Here is an 18,915-nt window from a genome sequence, read left to right on the forward strand (position 1 = left end):
GGCGTCACCTCGCAGGCATCGGCAACGCAGGCAGCGTCGGTATCGGCGGCACGCCGGGCGAGCCTGTCGACGCCACGTTGCGCGCGGGCTGCTGCCGCACGCTCGCGGAGACGGTCAGCGTCGTGCGCCGTCCGTCTTGCGATGCGAGGACGATCGCACCCGGGCGAATGGCCGCCACGCGCATGCCGTTGGGCAGCGTATCGCCGGGCCCGACGTCGAACTCCGCGCCGTCGCTCGTCGCCACGGTTGCGCCGAGCTTCTTGCCGAGCCCTTGTGTCGCCACGAGCGACACGTCCGAATACGACGAGACGGTACTGCCCATCCGGTGCAGCGCTTCTTGCCGCTCCGCCACCTGCGCCTGCGCATCGAGCTTTTTCAGCTGCGCCTTGAGGATCATCGTTTCCTCCTGTAGCCGCATCAGTTCGTTGGCTGCCTGCACGGCGGCCGGTGTCGGAACGACGTTCATGCGCGGCGCCGCTTCAGCGGGCGCGGCGGCCGTGGTGGCTGCGGCGGCCGTGGCGCTGGCCTCGCCGAACGCGGCCAACGGCCACGCCCAGCAGCAGGCGAGCACCAGCACAGTCAATGCATCGTCATTTCTCATAGAGCACTCCGTCGAGCGTCCACTGCCCGGATTTGTATGAAAGCGTCTCGACGCGCACGCCCGGCTCGTCGAGGTACCTGACGAGGCTGTCGGGCCGCACGTCGCCCAGTTGCGCCGACATGCGCCAGGTCTGCCAGCTCGGCGCCGGGGGCGGGCCGCCGCCCGGATGCAGCCGGTCCAGCGTTTGCGAAGCGAGGCCGCGCTGCGGCGCGCTTGCCGGTTGCAGCGTGAACGTCAGGCCGATGCCCAGCAACTGGAAGGCGGAAAGCATGCGCAAGCGCACGCCGTGCACGCCATCGAGCACTTCGTCTCCCCCGACGGGCAAGGCCAGCGGCTCCACGTAGCTCGCATGCTCGCCGTTGCCGTCGATCGTCGCGCGCGGCTCCGCCGCCATCAGCATCGCCACGTTCGATCCGCCCCGCGACCAGCTGTAGCTGACGTTCGACGCGCGGCAAACGTAGTCGTCGAGTTCCCAGCCGCCCGGCGCGATATGCGTGAAGTGATCGAGGCACGCGCGAACGAACGCATCGGGCCGCGGCGCGCCGGCCCATGGGTGCGCGGCTTCGGGCGGCGCCGCGGGCTTGGGCGGATGCAGCGCGAGTTCCGCGCGCATCCGCTCGAACGCCTGCTGCCGCTCGAGTTCCATCCGGTGGTGCCGGTACGCGACGATGCCGGCCGCCACCGCGGCCGCCACCACGATCGCGCCGGCGACCAGCAGCACCTCGCGCCGCGGTGCGCGCCGCGAGACACGCGACAGATTGAGCCAGCGCGGCAAATGCGGCTTGCCGCCCCGGCGCGGAATCATGTCCTCGATGCGCCGCGCGTAGAAGTTGTGGAACCCCTGCACTTCCAGCTGCGGATCGCCGATGACGACGTTCCAGCCGCCGAGGCTGTAATCGCCGTGCAGCCGCTCGAACACGTCTTCGCTCGAACCGATCCAGTCGCCGTTCGGCAGGAACGCGCCGTCGCGCACGGCGAAGTAGGCCCAGCGCCCGTCGGGCAGATGAAACGCACCGAGCCAGTTGGGCGCCGGCTGCTGGCGTCCGTCGTAGAACGCGCCTTCGGCCGCGATCGTCTTCGACACGAGCGCGCCGAGCGACGGCAAGCCCAGTTGCGCGCCCTCGCGCGTGCTCGCGAAACCCACGCCCGCGAAGGTGCGGTCGATACGCAGCACCATCGCATCGAAATTCAGGCGCGCGGCGAGTTCCACGGCCTCCGCGCGCAGCGCGTGCCGGCGCGAGAGCGATTGCCAGAAAAGGCCGCATATGAAACGCTGACGGCCGATCTGGATGACTTGCGTCGCCATGACGGATCCTGTGCCCGAGCGCGCGTCAAGCGCCGTTGATCGCGATCGGCGACAGCAGGATGACGATCACCTCGCGCGTGCCCGACGCGTTGAATCCGCCCATCGCGTAGTTCGACGGATGGCCGACGCCTTGCCGGTTATCCTGATCGGTGATGCCCTCGTAGCCGCTGATGACGAGCGTCTGCCCCGACTTCACGGCGATGCGCTGCAGGAAGTTGCGCGTGTCGACGGTCGGCAGCTGAATCTGCTGGTTCGCCGGGCCGAACGGCGCAAGATTCACGAGCGACGAAATGTTGCTGTAGAACTGCATCATGATCGTGCCGTCGTCGAGGATGTGCGGCAGCACCGTGAGGTTGAAGCCGGTCGTGATCGTGCCCGGCGTGAGCGACGTCTGGCTGCCGATGTTGACGGTGTTGGTCGTCGAGATCTGCGCGAGATAGCCTTGCTGCTCGGCCACCTGCACGGGAACGGGCTGATCGTTGAGCGTCGTGATCGAGGCCGAGGTCTTGCGGTGCACCGTGCCCTGCGTCGAAAGCGCATCGATGATGGCCGTCGTGCTCGAGGCGCGGCTCGACGGTGTGATCACCGTGGCCGAGAGCTCGCTCGGGTTCTGGATCATGCTCGTGAACGCGGTGGTGATGCCGAACTGCGTGCCGAGCGCCTGATAGACCGCGTGCCAGTTGATGCCGTAGCTGTCCTGCGCGGAAAGCGTGACCGACAGCACCGTCACGTTGACGAGCACCTGCCGCGCGAGCACGCGGTTCTGCTGCTCCATGAACTCGCCCACGCGTTCGAGCACGTCGGGCGTATCGGTTACAGAGATCGAGCCCGTGGCGGGCGAGGTGATGACCGAGCCTGCCGGAGAGAGCATCGCCTTGATCGCCGTCTGCAAGCCGTTGTACACCGAGAGTTGCGCGTTCATCGTGATGTTCGCGGTGTTGTCCGACGACACCGACGGCGAACCGGACGCCCCGCCGCCTCCGCCGCCGATGCCCGCGCCACCGGCGCCCGATCCGCCCGCGGCCCCCGCGCCGTTGCCCGAGGCGCCGCCGCTGTTGCTCGCACCGCTCACGACGTTCGTATCCAGCCTCGAGTCGCCCGGAATGGCGACCACCTGGTAGACGCGCGTGGCCGTGTAGAAGAAGACGATCGCGCCGTCCTCGTACTTCCAGTAGACGCCGAAGCGGGCCGACGCCGTGTCGAGCAGCCCGCGCAGCGTGCCGCGCGAATACGCGATGCGCACGGGCGACGATACGTTCGGCACGCGCGCGGCCACCGTCGCGGCGCTCGTGCTCGGCGCGGGCCCCTGCAGCAGGCCCGGTGGCAGCGGCGGCACGCCCGGATAGGCTCCGGCGCCGCCCGTATCGACCGCGGTCTGCGTCGCGCGCGCGGCCGCTTCGCTCGTGCCCGGCGCGACCTTGGCCGGCAGGTGCGCGAGGCGCGAAATGCGATCGGCGAACATGCGCAGCGAATCGACCGTGCCGTCGAAGCTCGCCGGCTCGTCGAAGAGCTTCGGCAGCGTCGATTTCGCGGCGATCTTGATCGTCTTGCCCGATAGCCAGAGTTCGTCCTTGACGATGACGTCGTCACTGCCCGACACCGCGCGGTTGTCGCCGTTCGACAGCTTGCCGAGCAATTGCCCCGCACGCGCGGTATCGGCCTGCGAGCTGCGCTCGATCTTGTCCAGGAGGCCGGTGCACCCCGCGAGCAGCGAGAGGCAGGCGGCAAGGATGACGAAAGGACGACGGAGGACGCTCATCAACTTGCTCCTTTGGGAACGACGCGCATGACGCGGTTGCGCTGGTACAAGACCACCTGAATCGGCACCTGCGCGCCGGCGAGCGCATTGGTCACCTGACGCAGCGCTTCGGTAAGCGTGCCGTGTATCGTGGCCGTCGCGTCGACCTGAAAATCGGTCGGCACGTCCCAAATGAATTGCCAGCCGGCTTCGCTCGCCCAGCGCGCGAGCGCATTGCGCACGGAGCCGTCCGACAGGCGCATCTGCCACTCCGTGCGCTCGGGCGCCGCCGCGGGCGCGAACGCCGGCGTCGCGGCGGGCGCCCACGATGGGGCCGGCGACTCCGGGCCGGACGCCGGCTGCATGGCGGCGAGCAGCGGGGGCTCGATGGCGTCACGCTTTGCCGGCGCCGGTACCTGCGCTCGCGGCGGTGCTGAAACAAGTGCCGGTACCGATGCCGGCATCGCCGGCCCGGCTGCCGGTGCGGGCGACGTCACCGGAGCGGGTGCCGGTGCCGGTGCCGGTGCCGGTGCCGCCACGGGCAGGACCGCCGGTGCTGCCGCCGGTATGCGAGCCGATGCCGGTGCTGCGGGCGTCGACGTCGAAACGCGCGCCTGCGCCACGGCCTGCGCCTGTGCAATGGCAGGCCCCGCCGCGGACGCCATCGCCGTCGCGCCCGTGGGCAACGTGGAAGACGCATTCGTGGCGGCACCGTTCATCCGTGACGCCGCGCCGGCCGCCTGCGAGGCAGGCCGCGGCGCGTCAACGTTTGCGCGCCGTGCATGCGCAGTCACCGTGAGCAAGCGCATATCCGTATCGATGCGCGCCTGCAGCGCGGGATCGACCGACAGCACCTCGCCGAGCGCGTGCGCGACCGACGAGCCGGCGCGCCAGCTCACGGGCGCGTCGGCCCAAGCGCCCGCGTTCGGCACATTGATGCTGTAACTCGTCGGCATGATCTGCTCGAGCGCGCGCAGCAACGGCACGTCGTGGCCGCCCGTGCGCACGACGCCGCCCAGGCGCTGCCCGCCGTCGACGATCACTTGCTGATCGGAAGCGTGCGCGACCGTGCAGGCGAACCAGACGCCGCACATCAGCGCCCGAATTGCCGGCGGCATCGCCGCTATCCAGACATTCGCCCTCGCCCGGTTCCGCCTCTTGTCGCTCATGCACCTCGGATGCACCGGAAGCTCTATTTTTCTTGTTGCCACGTTCTTTTCAATCTACTTGAACCATGCCAATAGCCGCCCTAAAAGCAGTACAGAAAGGCGTCAGGAATTCGAAAGAAATTATGTAAGAAAACAGTAACGCCGCGTAAGGATAGCACTACAGCTCAATGGGTGTTTACGGCAACGTACAACGCACCTTTAAGTAAAAAAATAATCCTGGAAAATCATCCTGTCTCGGCCGGCATGGATGATACAGGCACTGGCGCAAGAACGTCGCCTTCGCGACGCAAGCCCCGCCCAGCATGGCTCTGTGGCAGCCGCCATGTTTTTTTTGGACGTTTCTGCGCGAATCGCGGAATGGCCACCCTGGAAATATGGCAGATACAAACGTGTGCTATGGCGCCGTTCGCGGGCAAGCCGCCAATTGGGTGCCGTACAGGTGGTATCCGGAAATCCGTGGGTCAGGCGGATTGATATTCAGATTCCATTGTTTAATCTTTCTGAATAAACAAGCGCGAACTGATTCACGGCGCGCTCCAATCGTGCCGGGAACCGGTCCACTTGACCAAGACGCTGCGCAGCGCCAGCCGGATCAGCTTGAGCGCCGCCTCATCCGACTGGAAGTGGCCGCGCCGTGATCATCTTCCGAAGCTGCATGTGCTCGACTCGAGTTTGCGTGGCATGAAGCGGCCCCCTGGCCGTCGGTTCATGCGTCACACACGAAGATCCGGACAGGCTCGCCGTGCACCGCGCCAAACGGCGCACGGCGGCGGCAAACGTAACAAATCATCAAAAAGCCGCGACGCAGGCCTCCCGCTCGTGCGTGAAAGTCCACCGCGGCACCGCCCTATCCGGCACATGCCGATCCCAACCGAAGGTAACAAACCATCACAAACACGCGCCTGAATCGGCCCGCGATGAAAACATGCGCTCACGGCTTCACGAATCGTTTCACGCCGCTTAACGCATCGCTCATTGAGTCAGGAGCACGACATGTTCTCAACGATCTACTTCGCCGCCGCCTCGGCCCTCGCTTTCGACGACACCCCCGCGGACGTCGCCTCGAAAATGCTCCACGGCCAGTTTCTCGACGCTGTCCGCCACGCCGCACGCCATGCCGATACCGACACGGCGCAAGCTCAGCCCGGCTACGCACAGCTGCAAGTCTGCGCCGACCTCGAGCTGATGCTCGGCCGCCATGAAGAAGCGGAGGAAACGTATCGCCGCGCGCAAAAAGCCATTCGCGCCCATCGCGACGGTCTGCGTATCGCGTCGTGCCGCAATACCGGCTGGCAAGCCTTGTTCCGCAACCAGTTCAACGTCGCGCTCAGTTGCTTCAAGCGCGTCGGCGAGGAAAAGGCGGCCACGCCGCGCCAACGTCTCGACAGCCTCCTCGGTGCGACGCTCGTTTCGTTTCATCTGGGCTTGATCCAGGCAGCGTGCCATCGCCTCGGCGAGCTGGCCGCTCTGGCGGCAACGCATGGCGATCGCCGTTGGAGCTACCTCGTGGACGCGCTGCGGCGGGACCTCTTCGCGCAGCACGAACTGCACGGTGCGGAGCGGCTCGCCGACCACATCTACTGGCGCTCGGCCATCGCGGAGTTCGAGCCGAGCGAGGCACCGGTACCCGGCTCGCAGCCCGCCGGGACCGTGCTGCCGCTGCTGGCCGAGCGACTCTCGCACCTGAGCCGGCTCGTTTCGCTGGCCGACGGCCGGACGAGCGCGGGCGAAACGCTCAAGCAATACGTGAGCTGGAGCCGCCAGGCCGGCCTCAACGATTACCACCGCAGCCTGTGTCTGGAAATCACGCTGGCCGCGATCGCCGGCCACGCGACGCCGTTGGCCGAAGCGATGCTCGATGCGTCCGGCGCGGCGAATTCGCAAGGCAGCCAGCATGCGCGCTGGTACCTCGACTACCTCTACTGCCGCGCGAAGATCATGCAGCAGCAGATGCGCACGCAGGAATTCGCGCAGTTCTACGGCCGCTACGCGCTCGCGTCGATTCAGCACGTGCGCGCGGACAGCATGTCGATGCCCGCCGCCGCGGCCGATCACATGCAGGCGTCGCGCACGGCGCAGCGCTCCGACGACGTGAGCGCGCGCCTGCCGGCGAAATACCGCCGCGCCTATCGTTACCTGATGGACAACCTCGACCAAAAGGACCTTTCGGTGCGCGAAGTGGCATCGCATGTGGGCGTGACCGAGCGCGCGATGCAGGCAGCGTTCAAGAACCACCTCGGGCTGTCGCCGAGCGAGCTGATCCGGCGCCAGCGGATGGAGCGCATTCGCGGCGATCTGCTCGACGACGGCGCACCGGCCACGCGCGTGCTCGACGTCGCGAACAAGTGGGGCGTGCGCCATCGTTCGACGCTGGTCAACGGCTACCGGCGCGTGTTCCAGGAAGCGCCGTCGGAGACGATGGGCCGCTGAGGGCAGCGGTGTGCGGCGCCCAAGCGCCTGCACCGCCGATCGCCAACACGGCCGGCCCACGGCTTTTTTCGCCAACGCCGTCCGACGAAACGCAAACGCGTGGGTCGGACGGCGTTTTCATTCGCACGTCGGTGCGAAGCGATTCCCCGCACCGCTTCTCTTACCGGATGATCCATGATGCGACCATTCACCCCCAAGCCGGCGCTCGTGCTGGCGCTTGCCATTCTGTCCGCGCGGCCCGCCGAAGTGCGCGCGCAGACTCCCGACTGCTTTGCAGCGGCTGCAGCCTATCAGCAGGTGAGCCCCGTCGTGCTGCGCGCGATCGCGTGGCAAGAATCGCATGGCAATGCGAACGCGCTCCATCGCAACCGGAACGGTTCGACCGATTACGGCATGATGCAGATCAACTCGATTCACCTTCCGCTGCTGTCGCGCTACGGCGTCTCGGCGGACGACCTCATGAACCCATGCCTGAGCGTCTACGTGGCTGCGTGGCACCTGCACAAGATGATGGTCAAGTACGGGAATACCTGGGCGGCGATCGGTGCCTACCATTCGGAGACACCTGCCGAGCGCGACCGCTACGCGCGTTCCGTGGAACACATCGTCGAGCGCATGAAGCTGACGGATGACGGGCAGTAAGACGAGGGGGTAGCCGGGGAGACCCGGCTGCCGGCGAACGTCGTCAAGCGAGAATGCGACGTTGCATGAAGAAATCGTCCCGCATGGCGAGCGCCAGGGCAAGCACGAAGCGCAGACGAAGCAGGAACAAGGCAGGCAGGACGTGTGGACGATCAGACCGGGGCGTTCGCGAGCCGCGCGCGAAAACGCCGCGGCCCGCCGCAGCCGTTACTGCCCCTTGGCGGCGTTCGAAATGTTGCTGGCGCCCTTGTTACCCACCGACGCCAGCGCCGATGTGAGCTCCTGCGACTGCTGGTTGACGGCGGCCGCCAACGTGTTCGCGTTGTTGAGCCGCGTCATCTCGCTTTGCTGCCTCATGAAGTCGTTTTGCATCGCGGCCATTTGCGTCACGGGGTCCCCTGCGCCGAGGGCCGATGGACGCACGATGTCACCCGCCGCATGCATCGCGGTGGACGCGATACCAGGCGGCAGAAAGTGGCTTCCGGCATGCAGCGCCGAACTCAGCACCTGTGCACCGACGTTCCCCGCGCGCCCCGGCAGGCTCGCGAAGTTGCGCGGCGGCGGAGGAGGCGGCGGCGCGCCGTCGGCCCCCTTGAAGCTGGACAGCCCGTCCAGTTGGCCTTTGCTGCGCGCGGGCGCTTGCTTTTGCGCGCCGTCGGTCGCACCGTTCTTCGTCCCTTTCTCGAATTTCGCGATAGTGGACTGGACGAGCCCCGGTTGAATTCCTAACTTGCTCATGGAGAACTCCTTGAGTGACATGACGATTTCCGTCGCCGGCAACATCGCTCGATGTCGGTGCGGTACGGTCCCCGCATCCCACTCACGCGGAGCGATATCGAGGAATGCAAGCCCAAGCTTATGCTCCACGGCATTGCGCCACGCAAGCGACGCGACGCGGCGAGCGAAATTGCGAAGCGCGCATGCGGCAAATGCGATGAAGTGCGCAGATGGGTCCGCACTCGCAGCACCGCGCCGGCATCGACGTGCGCTTTTTTGCACGCCACTTCGGAATCGGCAGGCTGCCACCGTTATGTCGTTTTACCTTTCCAACACGAGAACCCACGTTCGCAAAGCGCGAAGACGGAATCGACGGGCGAGACACGTCGACCACCTGGACGCGATGAGGCAGCGCGAAAGTCCATCAGGGCCTTTGTCGCGAGGCGACGTCGAACGATCGAAATCAACCGAAAGGAAACGTCATGACGATCAGAAACAGCACGCAAGTACGGTCATCATCGCTCGACCTCCCGCGCGACAACGCGCAGCCCGCGCCGGCCCCGCGCCAACGAAGCACATCGATGACCGGCCCGCGCCCCTCCGGCGGCGCATTGCTCGGCGCTCTGGGCAATGCGCCCGCCCTTCCGGCGCACACCGGCAACCATGCACCGGCGCAGCCGGGCCCGCTTTCGACGACATCGCAACCGGCCGGGACGGTACAGCAGCTCCCATCGCCGCCGCTGCCGGCGCCGATGCCGGTCAGGCGCAGCTCGCTGCCTACGCGCGCATCGTCGTCAGGCTCCGCGATCGGCCGCCAAGGCGGCTCACGGTCGCTGCCCGGTTCGGGCAAGCTGGGCGCTCAACGTGCAGCCCTGGCGGACGAGGCGATACCGGTGCTCAACTTGTCGGGCGGCGGGGAGTCGAGCGAAGAAGTGCCCGTACACGAGGAGCCGCGGCCACGCACGCCTGCATCGCAGCACGACAGTGCGGCGCCCGTTCGACATCAGGAGACCGTGGAAACGAAAACTCCCGACAAGCAACCGGCCACGTCGCGTTCGGGCAGCCCGTTGCCGCACGAGAACGCGGCCACGGGGCTGACAGCCGCGACGACGAGCGAGGCGGAATCGACTCCCGACACGTCGCGCGCGGCCAGCCCGGTGCCGCTCCCGAAAGAGGCGCCCGCGCTCGAAGAAAAGGCAACGACGAGCGCCGCGCCACCGCAAGACGAACCGGTGCCGACAAAAAACACTTTCACGACGCTTTCCCAAGCGGAAGCCTCATCGTCGCGCCTGCCCGACACACCTTCGTTGCCCAAGGGGCACGACACGGCGTCCCGGAGCGCCCTCTCCCCGAATCCGGCCAGCTTCTCGGCGCCTCACGTCGTCGCGCACGACATCGACAGTCAGGATTCCGAAAGCCCGACCGAGGCAACCGTTCCGAGCGCGTCGTCCCGGGTAGCGCCGGAAACCCGCACGCTGGCCGCCGCCGCGACATCGGTGCCCGCGGAGATCTCGGTCGCGCAGACCGAGGGCACACGTCCGGCATCGGCCGCCTCGATCACCAACAACCTGTCGGCCGCGCTGTCCCGGCCGGGGCAGATCCAGTCGTTCATCTCGAACGTCGGCGACATGCTGACCCGGAATCCCTACGGCGCCGCGCAACCGCTCAAAGGGTGGACGGCCAACCTCGTCAACGCGTTCAGTCATGAATTCGTCGCAACCGGCGGCGCCACGCTCTTCCGGGAGTTGTGCTCGATGGCTGCCGAAGCAGTCCTCGACAAGACGGGTGCCGGGCCCGAAACACGCGGCGCAATTACGGCCACGCTGTTCACGGCGGCCGCGATGGGCAACCTGGCCGCGATGTTGCACAAGTATCACACCGGCGCCGCGGACAACAAGACCTACGCGGGCCACGGTGCGCAGATCTTCGCGCTGATAGCAACAGTGGCCACCGCAGCCTATACCGGCAAGAACGACGAGGGCAACGGGCACCTTGGGCAGCTCTCCAGCATACTGCCTAGCGCGATCAAATCGTACGCATACCTGGCGCGCGACGTGATCAACGTGTTCCGCCCGCTCGAAGGCAATCACGACGCAGGCTACGAGCACCCCGTCAGAGGTCAGCTGCTCAACGACGCTCCGTATTTCGGAAACCAGCTCGCCGTGAACACCGCGCAGGGCAGCTCGCAATGGTCGGCCCCGTCCTACGTCGACAGCCTCATTCACCACACGAAGAGCAACGCAGCGATCAAAGGCCTGTTCGGCTATTCGGCGGCGAATGCCGCCGGCGAGGGGCTGGATGCGATCGGGGGACGCGTGGCCTCGGAAATCGCGACGCACGGCTTCACGGGCAAGGCGCTCGATGAACTGAAGACGCTGCGCCTGAGCTGGGGCAAGATCGACACCTCCGCAACCAGCACGGCCAGGCAGCTCGGGGACAAGGCGGCCGGCGCGGGAATCGCGCGTCTCAGCCTGTTCCTCTCCCTTTATGCCGCCACCGCCGTGGTCAATCACGCCGTGGAGGGTAAAGGCGATTGGTCCGCCGGCGGCAAGAGCTTCGCGGAGAACGCGTTGGGCGCACTGCTCATCATCGCGGGATGCCTGCCGTTTGCCGCGAGCACGTCGGGCCCGTCGAACCGGTCGAACGAGGGGCGAACGATCGGCGCCGACAACGCGGTGGAACTGGGCGTGATGCATCGCACGACCGCCTGAGCAACCGCGGTGCGCCGAGCAAGCGAAACGACGCGGGTTCGCGCAGGTGGCCGCATCGGTGGCGCGGCGGCTCGCCTGCCGCAAGCCGCTTGCATCGGCATCGCGGTCGCCACCCGGTTCGGCGGTTCGGCTATCCGACGGCGACTTCGCATCCGTCAACGCACTGTAAGCGCCGGGCAATAAATTAGGTTTCGCGGGCGGCCGCTATCGGCCCTCCATCAGCAGCTGATGAATACCGTCATTCTCACGCGGAGAAAATCATGTCCACTACAGCAGTACAAGGCTATAACGCCGGCTATCTGAACGGCATCGATGATGTCGGCGGCATCGGCGGCACGAACGAATCGCAGCTCGCACAACTGCTCGAGTTGCTCATCGAAGAAATCAAGCAGATTCTCGATCCCTCCAGCCAGAATTCAGGCGATGCGGGTGGCGTGGGCGGCATCGGCGGCGGTACGCCTTCGTACTCCGCGCCGCCCGCCTATGCCGGCGGCGGCGGCACCGCACCCGCTGGCGTGAGTGGCGGCGGTGGCGGCCAGGGCGGTGGGGGCGCGGCGCCGGGCATAGGCGGCGGTGGAAGCGGTGGCGGCGGCAGCCACGGCAACACGCTGCCCACTGTATCGGGCGGCGACGCCGCGCACGCCATCGCACAGGATCTCAAATCGCGCTACGGCCTGACCGACGCGCAGGTAGCCGGCGTGCTCGGCAACCTGCAGCAGGAAAGCGGGCTGCAAGGCAACGTCAATCAAGGCGGCGCGAAGGGCGCGCCCTCCGGCAACTTCGCGGACGACAACGCCAACGGCTGGGGTCTTGCGCAATGGGGCGGCACACGCAAACAAGGCGAAATCAACTATGCGAAGGAGCACGGGCTCGACCCGGGCAGCCTCGAAGCCAACATCGGCTTCATGAATCAGGAACTCGACACGACGTACAGCAAGACGATCACGGACATCAAGCAGACGACGACGGCGGAACAAGCGGCCCTGGTCTGGGACAAGGACTACGAACAGGCCACCGATCCGCAAATGGAAAACCGCAACAAGTACGCCGAGCAATTCCTCGCGCAAGGTTTCTGAACGCGAACGCGTCCGCCCCCCGGGGCGTTTGAAGCTCGCACGATCCCGCCCGATGTCCGGGCGGGATTTTTTTGCCGCGCGAGAACACCGCTCGCCGGCAATTTACGAACTACCCGGTCGCGCCCACGCAGATCAAATCTGCGACGCGATGGCGCCGGCGGCGGTGCGCCGTATTCATGAGGAGGCTCGTCGAAGCGACGGCAGCGGGAGGATGTCGCAAGCGTTGCGCTTGCTCGGACACGACGTCGGCCTTGTCGAGCTCGATCGTTGATGCGTCAGGCGCGGCTGGTGCGGTCCAGGCGCGTACACCGTTATCGGGTGGCAGGTCGAGAGCCCGATTGCGCCGAATCGGCTTGCACGACGATTCGATCCGGCGCGGTGCAATCGGGCATCAGTCTCGTTCGAGCAGGCGTCGCATGGCAAGGCGCACGTAGGGATCGGCACTGTCCTCGTGTGCCGTCGCATAGCCATGCCACGACGGATCGTCGAGGACTTTCAGGCAGATTGCCTTCAGTTCGGGCGCGCGATCGTCGGGCAATCCGTTCACGATCTGCCACGCATCGTGCGGACGCCCGCGCACCAACGCGATCGTCACGGCAAACACGTGCACCTCGCGCGTTTCGGGGTAGACATCGTGCATGCGCGCCAGCAGCGCCTCGGCCTCGTCCAGCTCGTTGGCCTCGATATGCTCGATGATCGCCTGCGCCATGGCCGGCGCATCGGCCGGCAGTTCGGTAAGAAGCTCCATCATGCTCGTCACCGTCCGTGCATCAGGCTGCGCCCGTGCCCGAGGTCAGCGTTCGCACCGCCTCCTTGCCGCCCGCCAATGCGAGTGCGGTAGCGGCGCCCTCCGGCGTCAGGTTTTCCGCGAGCGCCGTGCCGCCCTCGAGCGCCTCGAGCCCACCCGTCGCAATGGCCCCCGCCCCCGCAAGGGCTTCCTTCGGGTTGCCGCTCAGCAGCCCCTTGCCGAACGTCGCCGCGCCGTGCAGCGCGTTGCCGACACCATGAAGGACATCCCCGGCAGCCTTGGTGACATCCCCGACCACGCTTTTCACAATATTGCCGATGAAGCTCATTCGTTTTCTCCTTGATCGTGAAAGAAACGCGCGTTCGATGAAACGCGCGGAACCGAACCGCGCGAAGCCGGCCCTCGTTCCAATCTAATGAATGCGGATGCGAACGCGTTCGCGCGCGCGAAGCCGCACCGCGAAAACCGAATGAGCGACACCCGCGAGACGGCTCGGCGGCAGGCCGCCGCGAACCTGCTTCGTCAATCCGGACGACGCTTCGCGCGGTTCACGGGAGTGTCATGACCGGCTTGCACAGTCCAGTCCATCCTGTCTCCTGGTCCGAGAACATCATGGCTGCTCCACCGAAGATCGAGTTCCGGTCGCGTGCGATCGAATCCGCCGCCCTCACCCGCACGCCGAGCGACCCCGGCCCGTCCACGGGAGCGAAGCCCGCGCCGGTGCCAACCCGGCGCGCGAGTGCCGGCGCGCTCATCGACGAGCTCGGCGGCCTCGGCAAGCGCCCGCGCGCGGAAGGTCCGCCCACCGCGCCCGCTGCGCCCAAGCCCGCCGCGGCTATCGCACCGCAGAAGCCCGGTGTGGACGACATCGGCGCATTCGTGCCGGGTGCCGGCGGCAAAGGCCGGCGCTTCGCCGATTTCGCGCACGCGATGGGCGTCAACCGCAAAGGCATGACGTTGACGGCCTTCGCCGCCAAGCGGCCCGCGAAAGACGGCCTGAACGGCGTATCGACGGCGGCGCACGGGCAGTTCGGCTACGACGCGGCGCCCGCCACCGACCTCGTGAACGCGCTGGCCTCGGGCTCGGCCGCCGCCGCCGCGCATTCGATCCATCGCCGTTACGAAAACAAGGTCAAGGCGATGCTCGCCGCCGACGTCGAACGCTTCGAGCACCCCGAAAAACGCCCGCCGGGCGCGCCGATGCCCAACCAGGTCGACAACCTGCTGCTGACGAAAAACGGCAACGGACAATGGCAATACGACACCGGCAAGCTCTCGCGCATTGCGCGAGACGACGCGCATCCGCTCACGCAGCATGCCCGCGACGTATTGACCGCCATGAGCATCGCCGAGAACAAGGGCAAGCAACGTAACGGCGCGCTCTACCAGTCGGTCACGTCCGCCATCGGCCTGACGGCAAGCGGGCTGCTCGTGGGCGGCTCGCACGGCGCGCTGGCGCCGCTCGCGGCATCCGGGCACCTGACCAACGCGGTCAAGGAAGCGCTCGATTTGAAGAAGCCGTTTGTCGAAGGACGGCAAAACCTGCGCAATGCGAAGGCCGCCACGATTCAACGCTACGTCGACACGGTATTGGCCCCGCACGACTACACGGGCCAGACGCAGGACGAGCGCCTGCGCGCGGCGCTGCAAACGAGCCGCGCGAAGATCGACGATCTGCGCGCCATGGAGGCGCGGCCGGCGGACGAAGGCCTGCCCGCGGACTTGCGCAGCCCGCAGGCGCAGGCGGGTATCTATGCGTCGCTCTATGACGATGCACGCCGCTACGCCAACAGCACGACGTCGTTCGGCAAGCGCTTGATCTCGGGCATGCACGCCGAAGACAAGGCGAAGGTACACAAGGATGCCGAGCGCGACATCGTGGTCAAGCACATTCTGTCGATGGTCGCCAGGAGCATCGGGCGCCTCGATCCGGCCACGCTCGCGGCGCTCGCGGGTGCCGACATGGCAGTCGATGCATCAGCCTCGCAGCGCGCCAGGCAGGCGCTCGCGATCGTGGGCAACCATCCGCGCGCGAGCCGCAACCAGGATCTGATCGCCGCGCACACGCTGCTGACGGACAGCGGCATTCCGAAGGGCGAAGCGGCACTGCTGCTTTCGCAGCTTGCACGCGCGCGGCGCGAAAAACCGCAAGAGGCGCCGGCGCCGCGCGATACATCGGCTTCCGGCCTGAGTGCCGTACCGCTGACCGACAGCGAGCGGCTCAAACAGATCGCCAACATCATCGGGCAGCCCGGCCTCACGGCAACCGCCGCGAAGACGGCGGAGGACCTCATCAAGAAAAACCTCGGGCTGAGGTCTTGACGCGCGGCGCGGCGGCGCGCGCAATCGCGACGCCCTCGCCGCGGCGCGCAGCCGGCGATGATTCGCCGGTTCGCGGCACTCGACGAAACTTCGGGATACGCGGGCTATCCGCCACCGTGCGCGCTTACCGTGAAGCGGGGTGGCCGTCGGCCGTCATCGCCGTCCATGCCGCCCTGACCTTCAATGCGAAAGGGAGAACCGATCATGCGATTCGCGTTCGCCGGCTTCGATCGCTGGCGTGTCGTCTTCGACGCGTTCGTCGCCGCCGGCTGGGAGCCTGTGGCGCTCTACTCGATTCCGGTCGACAACCGGCTCGACTTCAATAGCGAACTCGTCGAGCGCGCGGACAAGCTGCGTATTCCGGTGCAGCTGTCACGCATGAACGAAGACGATCTGCGCCGGCTCGCCGAACGGCAATGCGACGCACTGATCGTGGCCGGCTACAACTGGAAGATTCCGGCGTGGCAGCCCTATCTGCGCCATGCGGCCAACTTCCATCCGTCACCGCTGCCCGACGGGCGCGGCCCGTACCCGGCCATGCGCGCGATCCTCGAGGGGCGGCGCGAGTGGGGCGTCAGTTGCCATCGAATCGATGCCGATTTCGATACCGGGGAGATCGTCGATGCCGAATGCTTTCCGCTCGATGCCGACGAATGGCACGAGACGCTGCAACTGAAGCTGCAGATGGCCGCCCATCGGCTGGCCACGCGCGTGGCCCGTGACTTCGATCGGCTTTGGAACGAACGGCGTCCGCAAGGTGCGGGCAGCTACTGGCCGCGCGTTGCCGATGCCGAGCGCACGATCGATTTCGCGCGGCCCGTGGCCGAGGTGATGCGCGTCGTGCGGGCCTGCGGGAACGTCGAATCGATCGCGCCGCTCTTCGGCACGACCGTCCACGTAAGGCGCGCCACCGCGTGGCAGGAAGCACACACGTACGAGCCCGGGCAGATCGTGCATCAGTACCGGCGCTGGGTCGTGGTCGCCGCGCAGGACGGCTTCGTCGCCTTGCTCGAATGGAGCCCGCTGAACGCGTCCCTTCGTCGGCAGATGGAGGGCTGAATCGGGACATCGGTTGCGCGGGTAAACGACGAAGCGGCCGCGCTGCGGTGTATCGCAGCGCGGCCGCCGATTGTGGCCGCTTGTCACCGATCGTTGCTTCCTGCACCTCCCGATCGGCGGCCGCTCGGGTCGCCGATCGGGATGATCGCCTGAACGGCCGGCGACGTTACTTCGTGCTGACGCCGGCGATCGTACCCGTGTGAATGCCGGTGATGTTCTCGAAGGCAATCGCGGCGCGCGTCTTGCCCGGCGTCAGCACGTTCGCGCCGCCCAGCGCATCCGAAAGCGCCTTGCTCGCGTCGTGGCTGATCTTGCCGCCGCCATGCGCGTTCGCCGTCTGCTGCAGCTGTGCACCGATCGCCGCCGCATCCGACTGGCTCAGCTTGCCCGACTTCACCGCGTTGGCGAGCGTCTTCGCCGCGGCATTGCCGTCGCCGTGCGACAACGCGCTTTCCATGGCCTGGAAGTCGGCGCCGTCCTGCGCGTTGAAATTGGCCAGCGCCTTGCCCTCGTCGGCCATCTGCAGCGGCTTGCCGTCCTTCAAGAGGTCGCCCGTACCGGGTGTGAAGCCTGCCGTCGCGCCCGTCGTCGGCAAGCCACCCGTCGTCGGCAGCGTACCGGTGTTCGTCGGGAAACCGCCCGTGCCAGGCAAGCCGCCCGTCGCCCCCGACTGCCCCGCCGCGCCGCCCGCGCCACCCGTTGCGTTGCCCGCCGCGCCGAGACCGCCTTGAGCCGCCCATTGGAAATTGCCGACCGCGGACTTGCCGTCGGTGCCCGCCACGTCGTGCGTGTCGATCTGCTGGTAGGCAGCCGGGTTCGCGAGCATGGTCTGCGCCGCTTGCTGCACCGTGGGTGGCGTGCCGCCGTCGGCGTTCGTCGCGAGTTTGTACATCGTGTTCGGGTCCGACGCGTTGATGCCATGCTGCCCCATGTACGAGGCCAGCACGCCCGCCGCGTTTTGCACCGTCATCCCGCCGGTGCCGCCCGGCATGGCGCCCGCGCCCCCCATGCCGCCGGGCGTGGCGCCCACACCGCCGGGCATCGCGCCCGCGCCGCCACCGGGCATGCCGCCAGCACCGCCGGCGCCGCCCGGCATGCCGCCGGGCTGCCCGTTCTGCCCCGTCTGCATCTGCTTGAGCAACTGGCTGATGAGGCCGATGAGATCCTTGAGCACGTCCTGCGTCGAGCTCGCCGAGGCACCGTTGGTCAGCCGTTGCAGGTAGCTCGCCGGATCGGTGGGGTAAGTGGTCATACTCGGAACGTTCAGATTCATGATGTTTCCTTCCTGTCGGGTAAGTGTTGCGTGACCGTGGGTACTACGAAGCAAAGTCAGTCTAGGTTGCTGTCGCTGCTACAAGCGCACCGATGCGAAGGCTGCGATTGAAATGCGAATCGCCCGGCGCGCGGAAAACATGAAAACGGATACTCATGCGCGGACCCACGTCATCGACGCGGAGAATCCGCCGTTGTCGGCCGGCCCGCCGTGCGTGCTCGCCGGCGCGTCGGTGGACGCAGGCGCTTGAACGCTGGCGTCGAGCTTGGCGGCACGCTCGAGCAGACGCGCGCCGATCTTCGCGCCCTCGATGCTTTCGCGCTGCTCGGCCGCGCTGAGTGCATAGCTGTGCCACAGCGGGTCTTCGAGGCCGAACAGACACACCGCCATCAGCGCGGTATGAAGCCCCGAGCGCTTCGCTTCGGTGTCGTCGTCTTCGAGCACGCGGCGCGCGTCGCCCCATGCCTGGCGCCGGACGTAGCGCCACGCGGCGACCGTCCCCGTCCCGGGCCACTTGGGCCGAAGCACGCGGATCGCCTCGAGGAGATCCTCGAAGTCGGCTTCGTCGTCGAGCTGCGAAGCCGTCCACAGCACCTTGGTTAGGCCGCCGGCAATCTCGTCCCTGCATCCTGTGTAAGTCACGATGTCCTCGTCTGCTGGAGTGCTGCAATCAAAAAGCGCACGGCGGCGCCGCGCCCAGCCGTGCCGCGCTAGCTGCCGGCTCGTGCGGTGGACGTCCCCTGGCGGTTAGTCTCTTGCATCGGGTCGGCTTTTGCCGACGCGATGCGAACGGAACGATCGGGATGCGAAGAGAGAACGGAGAAGAATACCGACCGCGGCGATGGAAGCGATCGGTGCGACAGGCCGGCGGGCTCGCCGTGTATCGGAAGGGGATTTGCTTTATGCCCGGCGTAGAAGAAGGCCCGCCATCGGTTGATGCGCCCCGGCCATCGGCCAGGATGCGTCCATCGAATCACGCCCGGCGACCGATGCCGCGTCCGCAGGCGTCGGCTCATGAAATGGAGCGATCACCACGGGCAGGAGGCGCTGTCCATCACGCATCGATCGACGAATCGAAACGCTGGATTGCGCGGGCCGTGCGCTGCGTGGGCGTCCTGATGAT

General features: G+C 67.0%; 15 protein-coding genes and 2 pseudogenes. 7 read left to right on the forward strand and 10 right to left on the reverse strand.

Translation table 11 applies throughout. The features are described 5' to 3' along the window. Nucleotides 1-4 precede the first annotated feature (4 nt). From pilP to C5F75_RS25110, 5 genes and pseudogenes are all read right to left on the reverse strand, one after another. Nucleotides 5-577 carry a type IV pilus biogenesis protein PilP gene (gene pilP, locus C5F75_RS25090; RefSeq protein ID WP_230951182.1) on the reverse strand — a complete coding sequence of 191 codons (573 nt, stop codon included), beginning with the start codon at nucleotides 575-577 and terminating at the stop codon, nucleotides 5-7. A 13-nt stretch (nucleotides 578-590) separates the two neighbouring features. Then, nucleotides 591-1,907 (reverse strand): type 4b pilus protein PilO2, encoded by a 1,317-nt coding sequence (gene pilO2 / locus C5F75_RS25095; RefSeq protein ID WP_059582668.1) that lies wholly within the window; start codon nucleotides 1,905-1,907, stop codon nucleotides 591-593. Between the two features lie 25 nt (nucleotides 1,908-1,932). Next, on the reverse strand, nucleotides 1,933-3,666 hold the full coding sequence (pilN, locus tag C5F75_RS25100; protein ID WP_059582670.1) for a PilN family type IVB pilus formation outer membrane protein: 1,734 nt from the start codon (nucleotides 3,664-3,666) through the stop codon (nucleotides 1,933-1,935). Then, the gene (locus tag C5F75_RS25105) at nucleotides 3,666-4,814 is read right to left on the reverse strand and encodes a toxin co-regulated pilus biosynthesis Q family protein (protein WP_230951183.1); all 1,149 of its coding nucleotides are present in this window, start codon (nucleotides 4,812-4,814) and stop codon (nucleotides 3,666-3,668) included. Before C5F75_RS25105 ends, pilN begins: the two co-directional genes overlap by 1 nt. Nucleotides 4,815-5,291: 477 nt before the next feature. Then, nucleotides 5,292-5,474 (reverse strand): annotated as a pseudogene (locus C5F75_RS25110) (IS256 family transposase); the annotation flags it as partial. 333 nt (nucleotides 5,475-5,807) lie between these two features. Here C5F75_RS25110 and C5F75_RS25115 point away from each other — a divergent pair. Continuing rightward, on the forward strand, nucleotides 5,808-7,244 hold the full coding sequence (locus C5F75_RS25115) for a helix-turn-helix transcriptional regulator (RefSeq protein ID WP_059582676.1): 1,437 nt from the start codon (nucleotides 5,808-5,810) through the stop codon (nucleotides 7,242-7,244). Between the two features lie 174 nt (nucleotides 7,245-7,418). After that, nucleotides 7,419-7,886: a lytic transglycosylase domain-containing protein gene (locus C5F75_RS25120; protein WP_059582679.1), complete on the forward strand. Its 468-nt coding sequence runs from the start codon at nucleotides 7,419-7,421 to the stop codon at nucleotides 7,884-7,886. A 207-nt stretch (nucleotides 7,887-8,093) separates the two neighbouring features. Here the strand turns inward: C5F75_RS25120 and C5F75_RS25125 are convergent, their stop codons facing one another. Then, nucleotides 8,094-8,645, reverse strand: a complete 552-nt coding sequence (locus C5F75_RS25125; protein ID WP_226094076.1) for a hypothetical protein — start codon at nucleotides 8,643-8,645, stop codon at nucleotides 8,094-8,096. Nucleotides 8,646-9,184: 539 nt separating this feature from the next. Here C5F75_RS25125 and C5F75_RS25130 point away from each other — a divergent pair. The 3 genes and pseudogenes from C5F75_RS25130 to C5F75_RS25145 form a co-directional block, all read left to right on the forward strand. Further along, nucleotides 9,185-11,314 carry a hypothetical protein gene (locus C5F75_RS25130; protein WP_059583124.1) on the forward strand — a complete coding sequence of 710 codons (2,130 nt, stop codon included), beginning with the start codon at nucleotides 9,185-9,187 and terminating at the stop codon, nucleotides 11,312-11,314. Between the two features lie 260 nt (nucleotides 11,315-11,574). Continuing rightward, nucleotides 11,575-12,390: a phage tail tip lysozyme gene (locus C5F75_RS36885; RefSeq protein WP_059582682.1), complete on the forward strand. Its 816-nt coding sequence runs from the start codon at nucleotides 11,575-11,577 to the stop codon at nucleotides 12,388-12,390. Nucleotides 12,391-12,480: 90 nt separating this feature from the next. Next, nucleotides 12,481-12,856: pseudogene (locus tag C5F75_RS25145) on the forward strand (IS3 family transposase); the annotation flags it as partial. On the opposite strand, the gene C5F75_RS25150 reads toward C5F75_RS25145, so the two are convergent. Both C5F75_RS25150 and C5F75_RS25155 read right to left on the reverse strand, forming a co-directional pair. Next, the gene (locus C5F75_RS25150; RefSeq protein ID WP_244110501.1) at nucleotides 12,782-13,099 is read right to left on the reverse strand and encodes an HrpB1 family type III secretion system apparatus protein; all 318 of its coding nucleotides are present in this window, start codon (nucleotides 13,097-13,099) and stop codon (nucleotides 12,782-12,784) included. The pseudogene C5F75_RS25145 and the gene C5F75_RS25150 overlap by 75 nt on opposite strands. Before the next feature lie 61 nt (nucleotides 13,100-13,160). Continuing rightward, complete coding sequence (locus tag C5F75_RS25155; protein WP_059582687.1) at nucleotides 13,161-13,466, reverse strand: hypothetical protein; 306 nt, start codon at nucleotides 13,464-13,466, stop codon at nucleotides 13,161-13,163. Between the two features lie 284 nt (nucleotides 13,467-13,750). Between C5F75_RS25155 and C5F75_RS25160 the strand changes: the two genes are divergently transcribed. Both C5F75_RS25160 and C5F75_RS25165 read left to right on the forward strand, forming a co-directional pair. Then, nucleotides 13,751-15,460: a hypothetical protein gene (locus C5F75_RS25160; RefSeq protein ID WP_226094078.1), complete on the forward strand. Its 1,710-nt coding sequence runs from the start codon at nucleotides 13,751-13,753 to the stop codon at nucleotides 15,458-15,460. A 204-nt stretch (nucleotides 15,461-15,664) separates the two neighbouring features. Further along, nucleotides 15,665-16,519, forward strand: coding sequence for a methionyl-tRNA formyltransferase (locus C5F75_RS25165; protein ID WP_059582691.1), 855 nt, complete (start codon nucleotides 15,665-15,667; stop codon nucleotides 16,517-16,519). Nucleotides 16,520-16,685: 166 nt separating this feature from the next. On the opposite strand, the gene C5F75_RS25170 is transcribed toward C5F75_RS25165, so the two are convergent. Then, on the reverse strand, nucleotides 16,686-17,792 hold the full coding sequence (locus C5F75_RS25170; protein WP_060009478.1) for a hypothetical protein: 1,107 nt from the start codon (nucleotides 17,790-17,792) through the stop codon (nucleotides 16,686-16,688). Between the two features lie 153 nt (nucleotides 17,793-17,945). Further along, a complete protein-coding gene (locus C5F75_RS25175; RefSeq protein WP_059582696.1) occupies nucleotides 17,946-18,434 on the reverse strand; it encodes an HrpB1 family type III secretion system apparatus protein in 489 nt (162 codons plus the stop codon). Between the last annotated feature and the right edge of the window lie 481 nt (nucleotides 18,435-18,915).

This window comes from Burkholderia anthinoferrum, from assembly GCF_002925705.1.
GTDB classification, from domain to species: Bacteria; Pseudomonadota; Gammaproteobacteria; order Burkholderiales; family Burkholderiaceae; genus Burkholderia; species Burkholderia semiarida.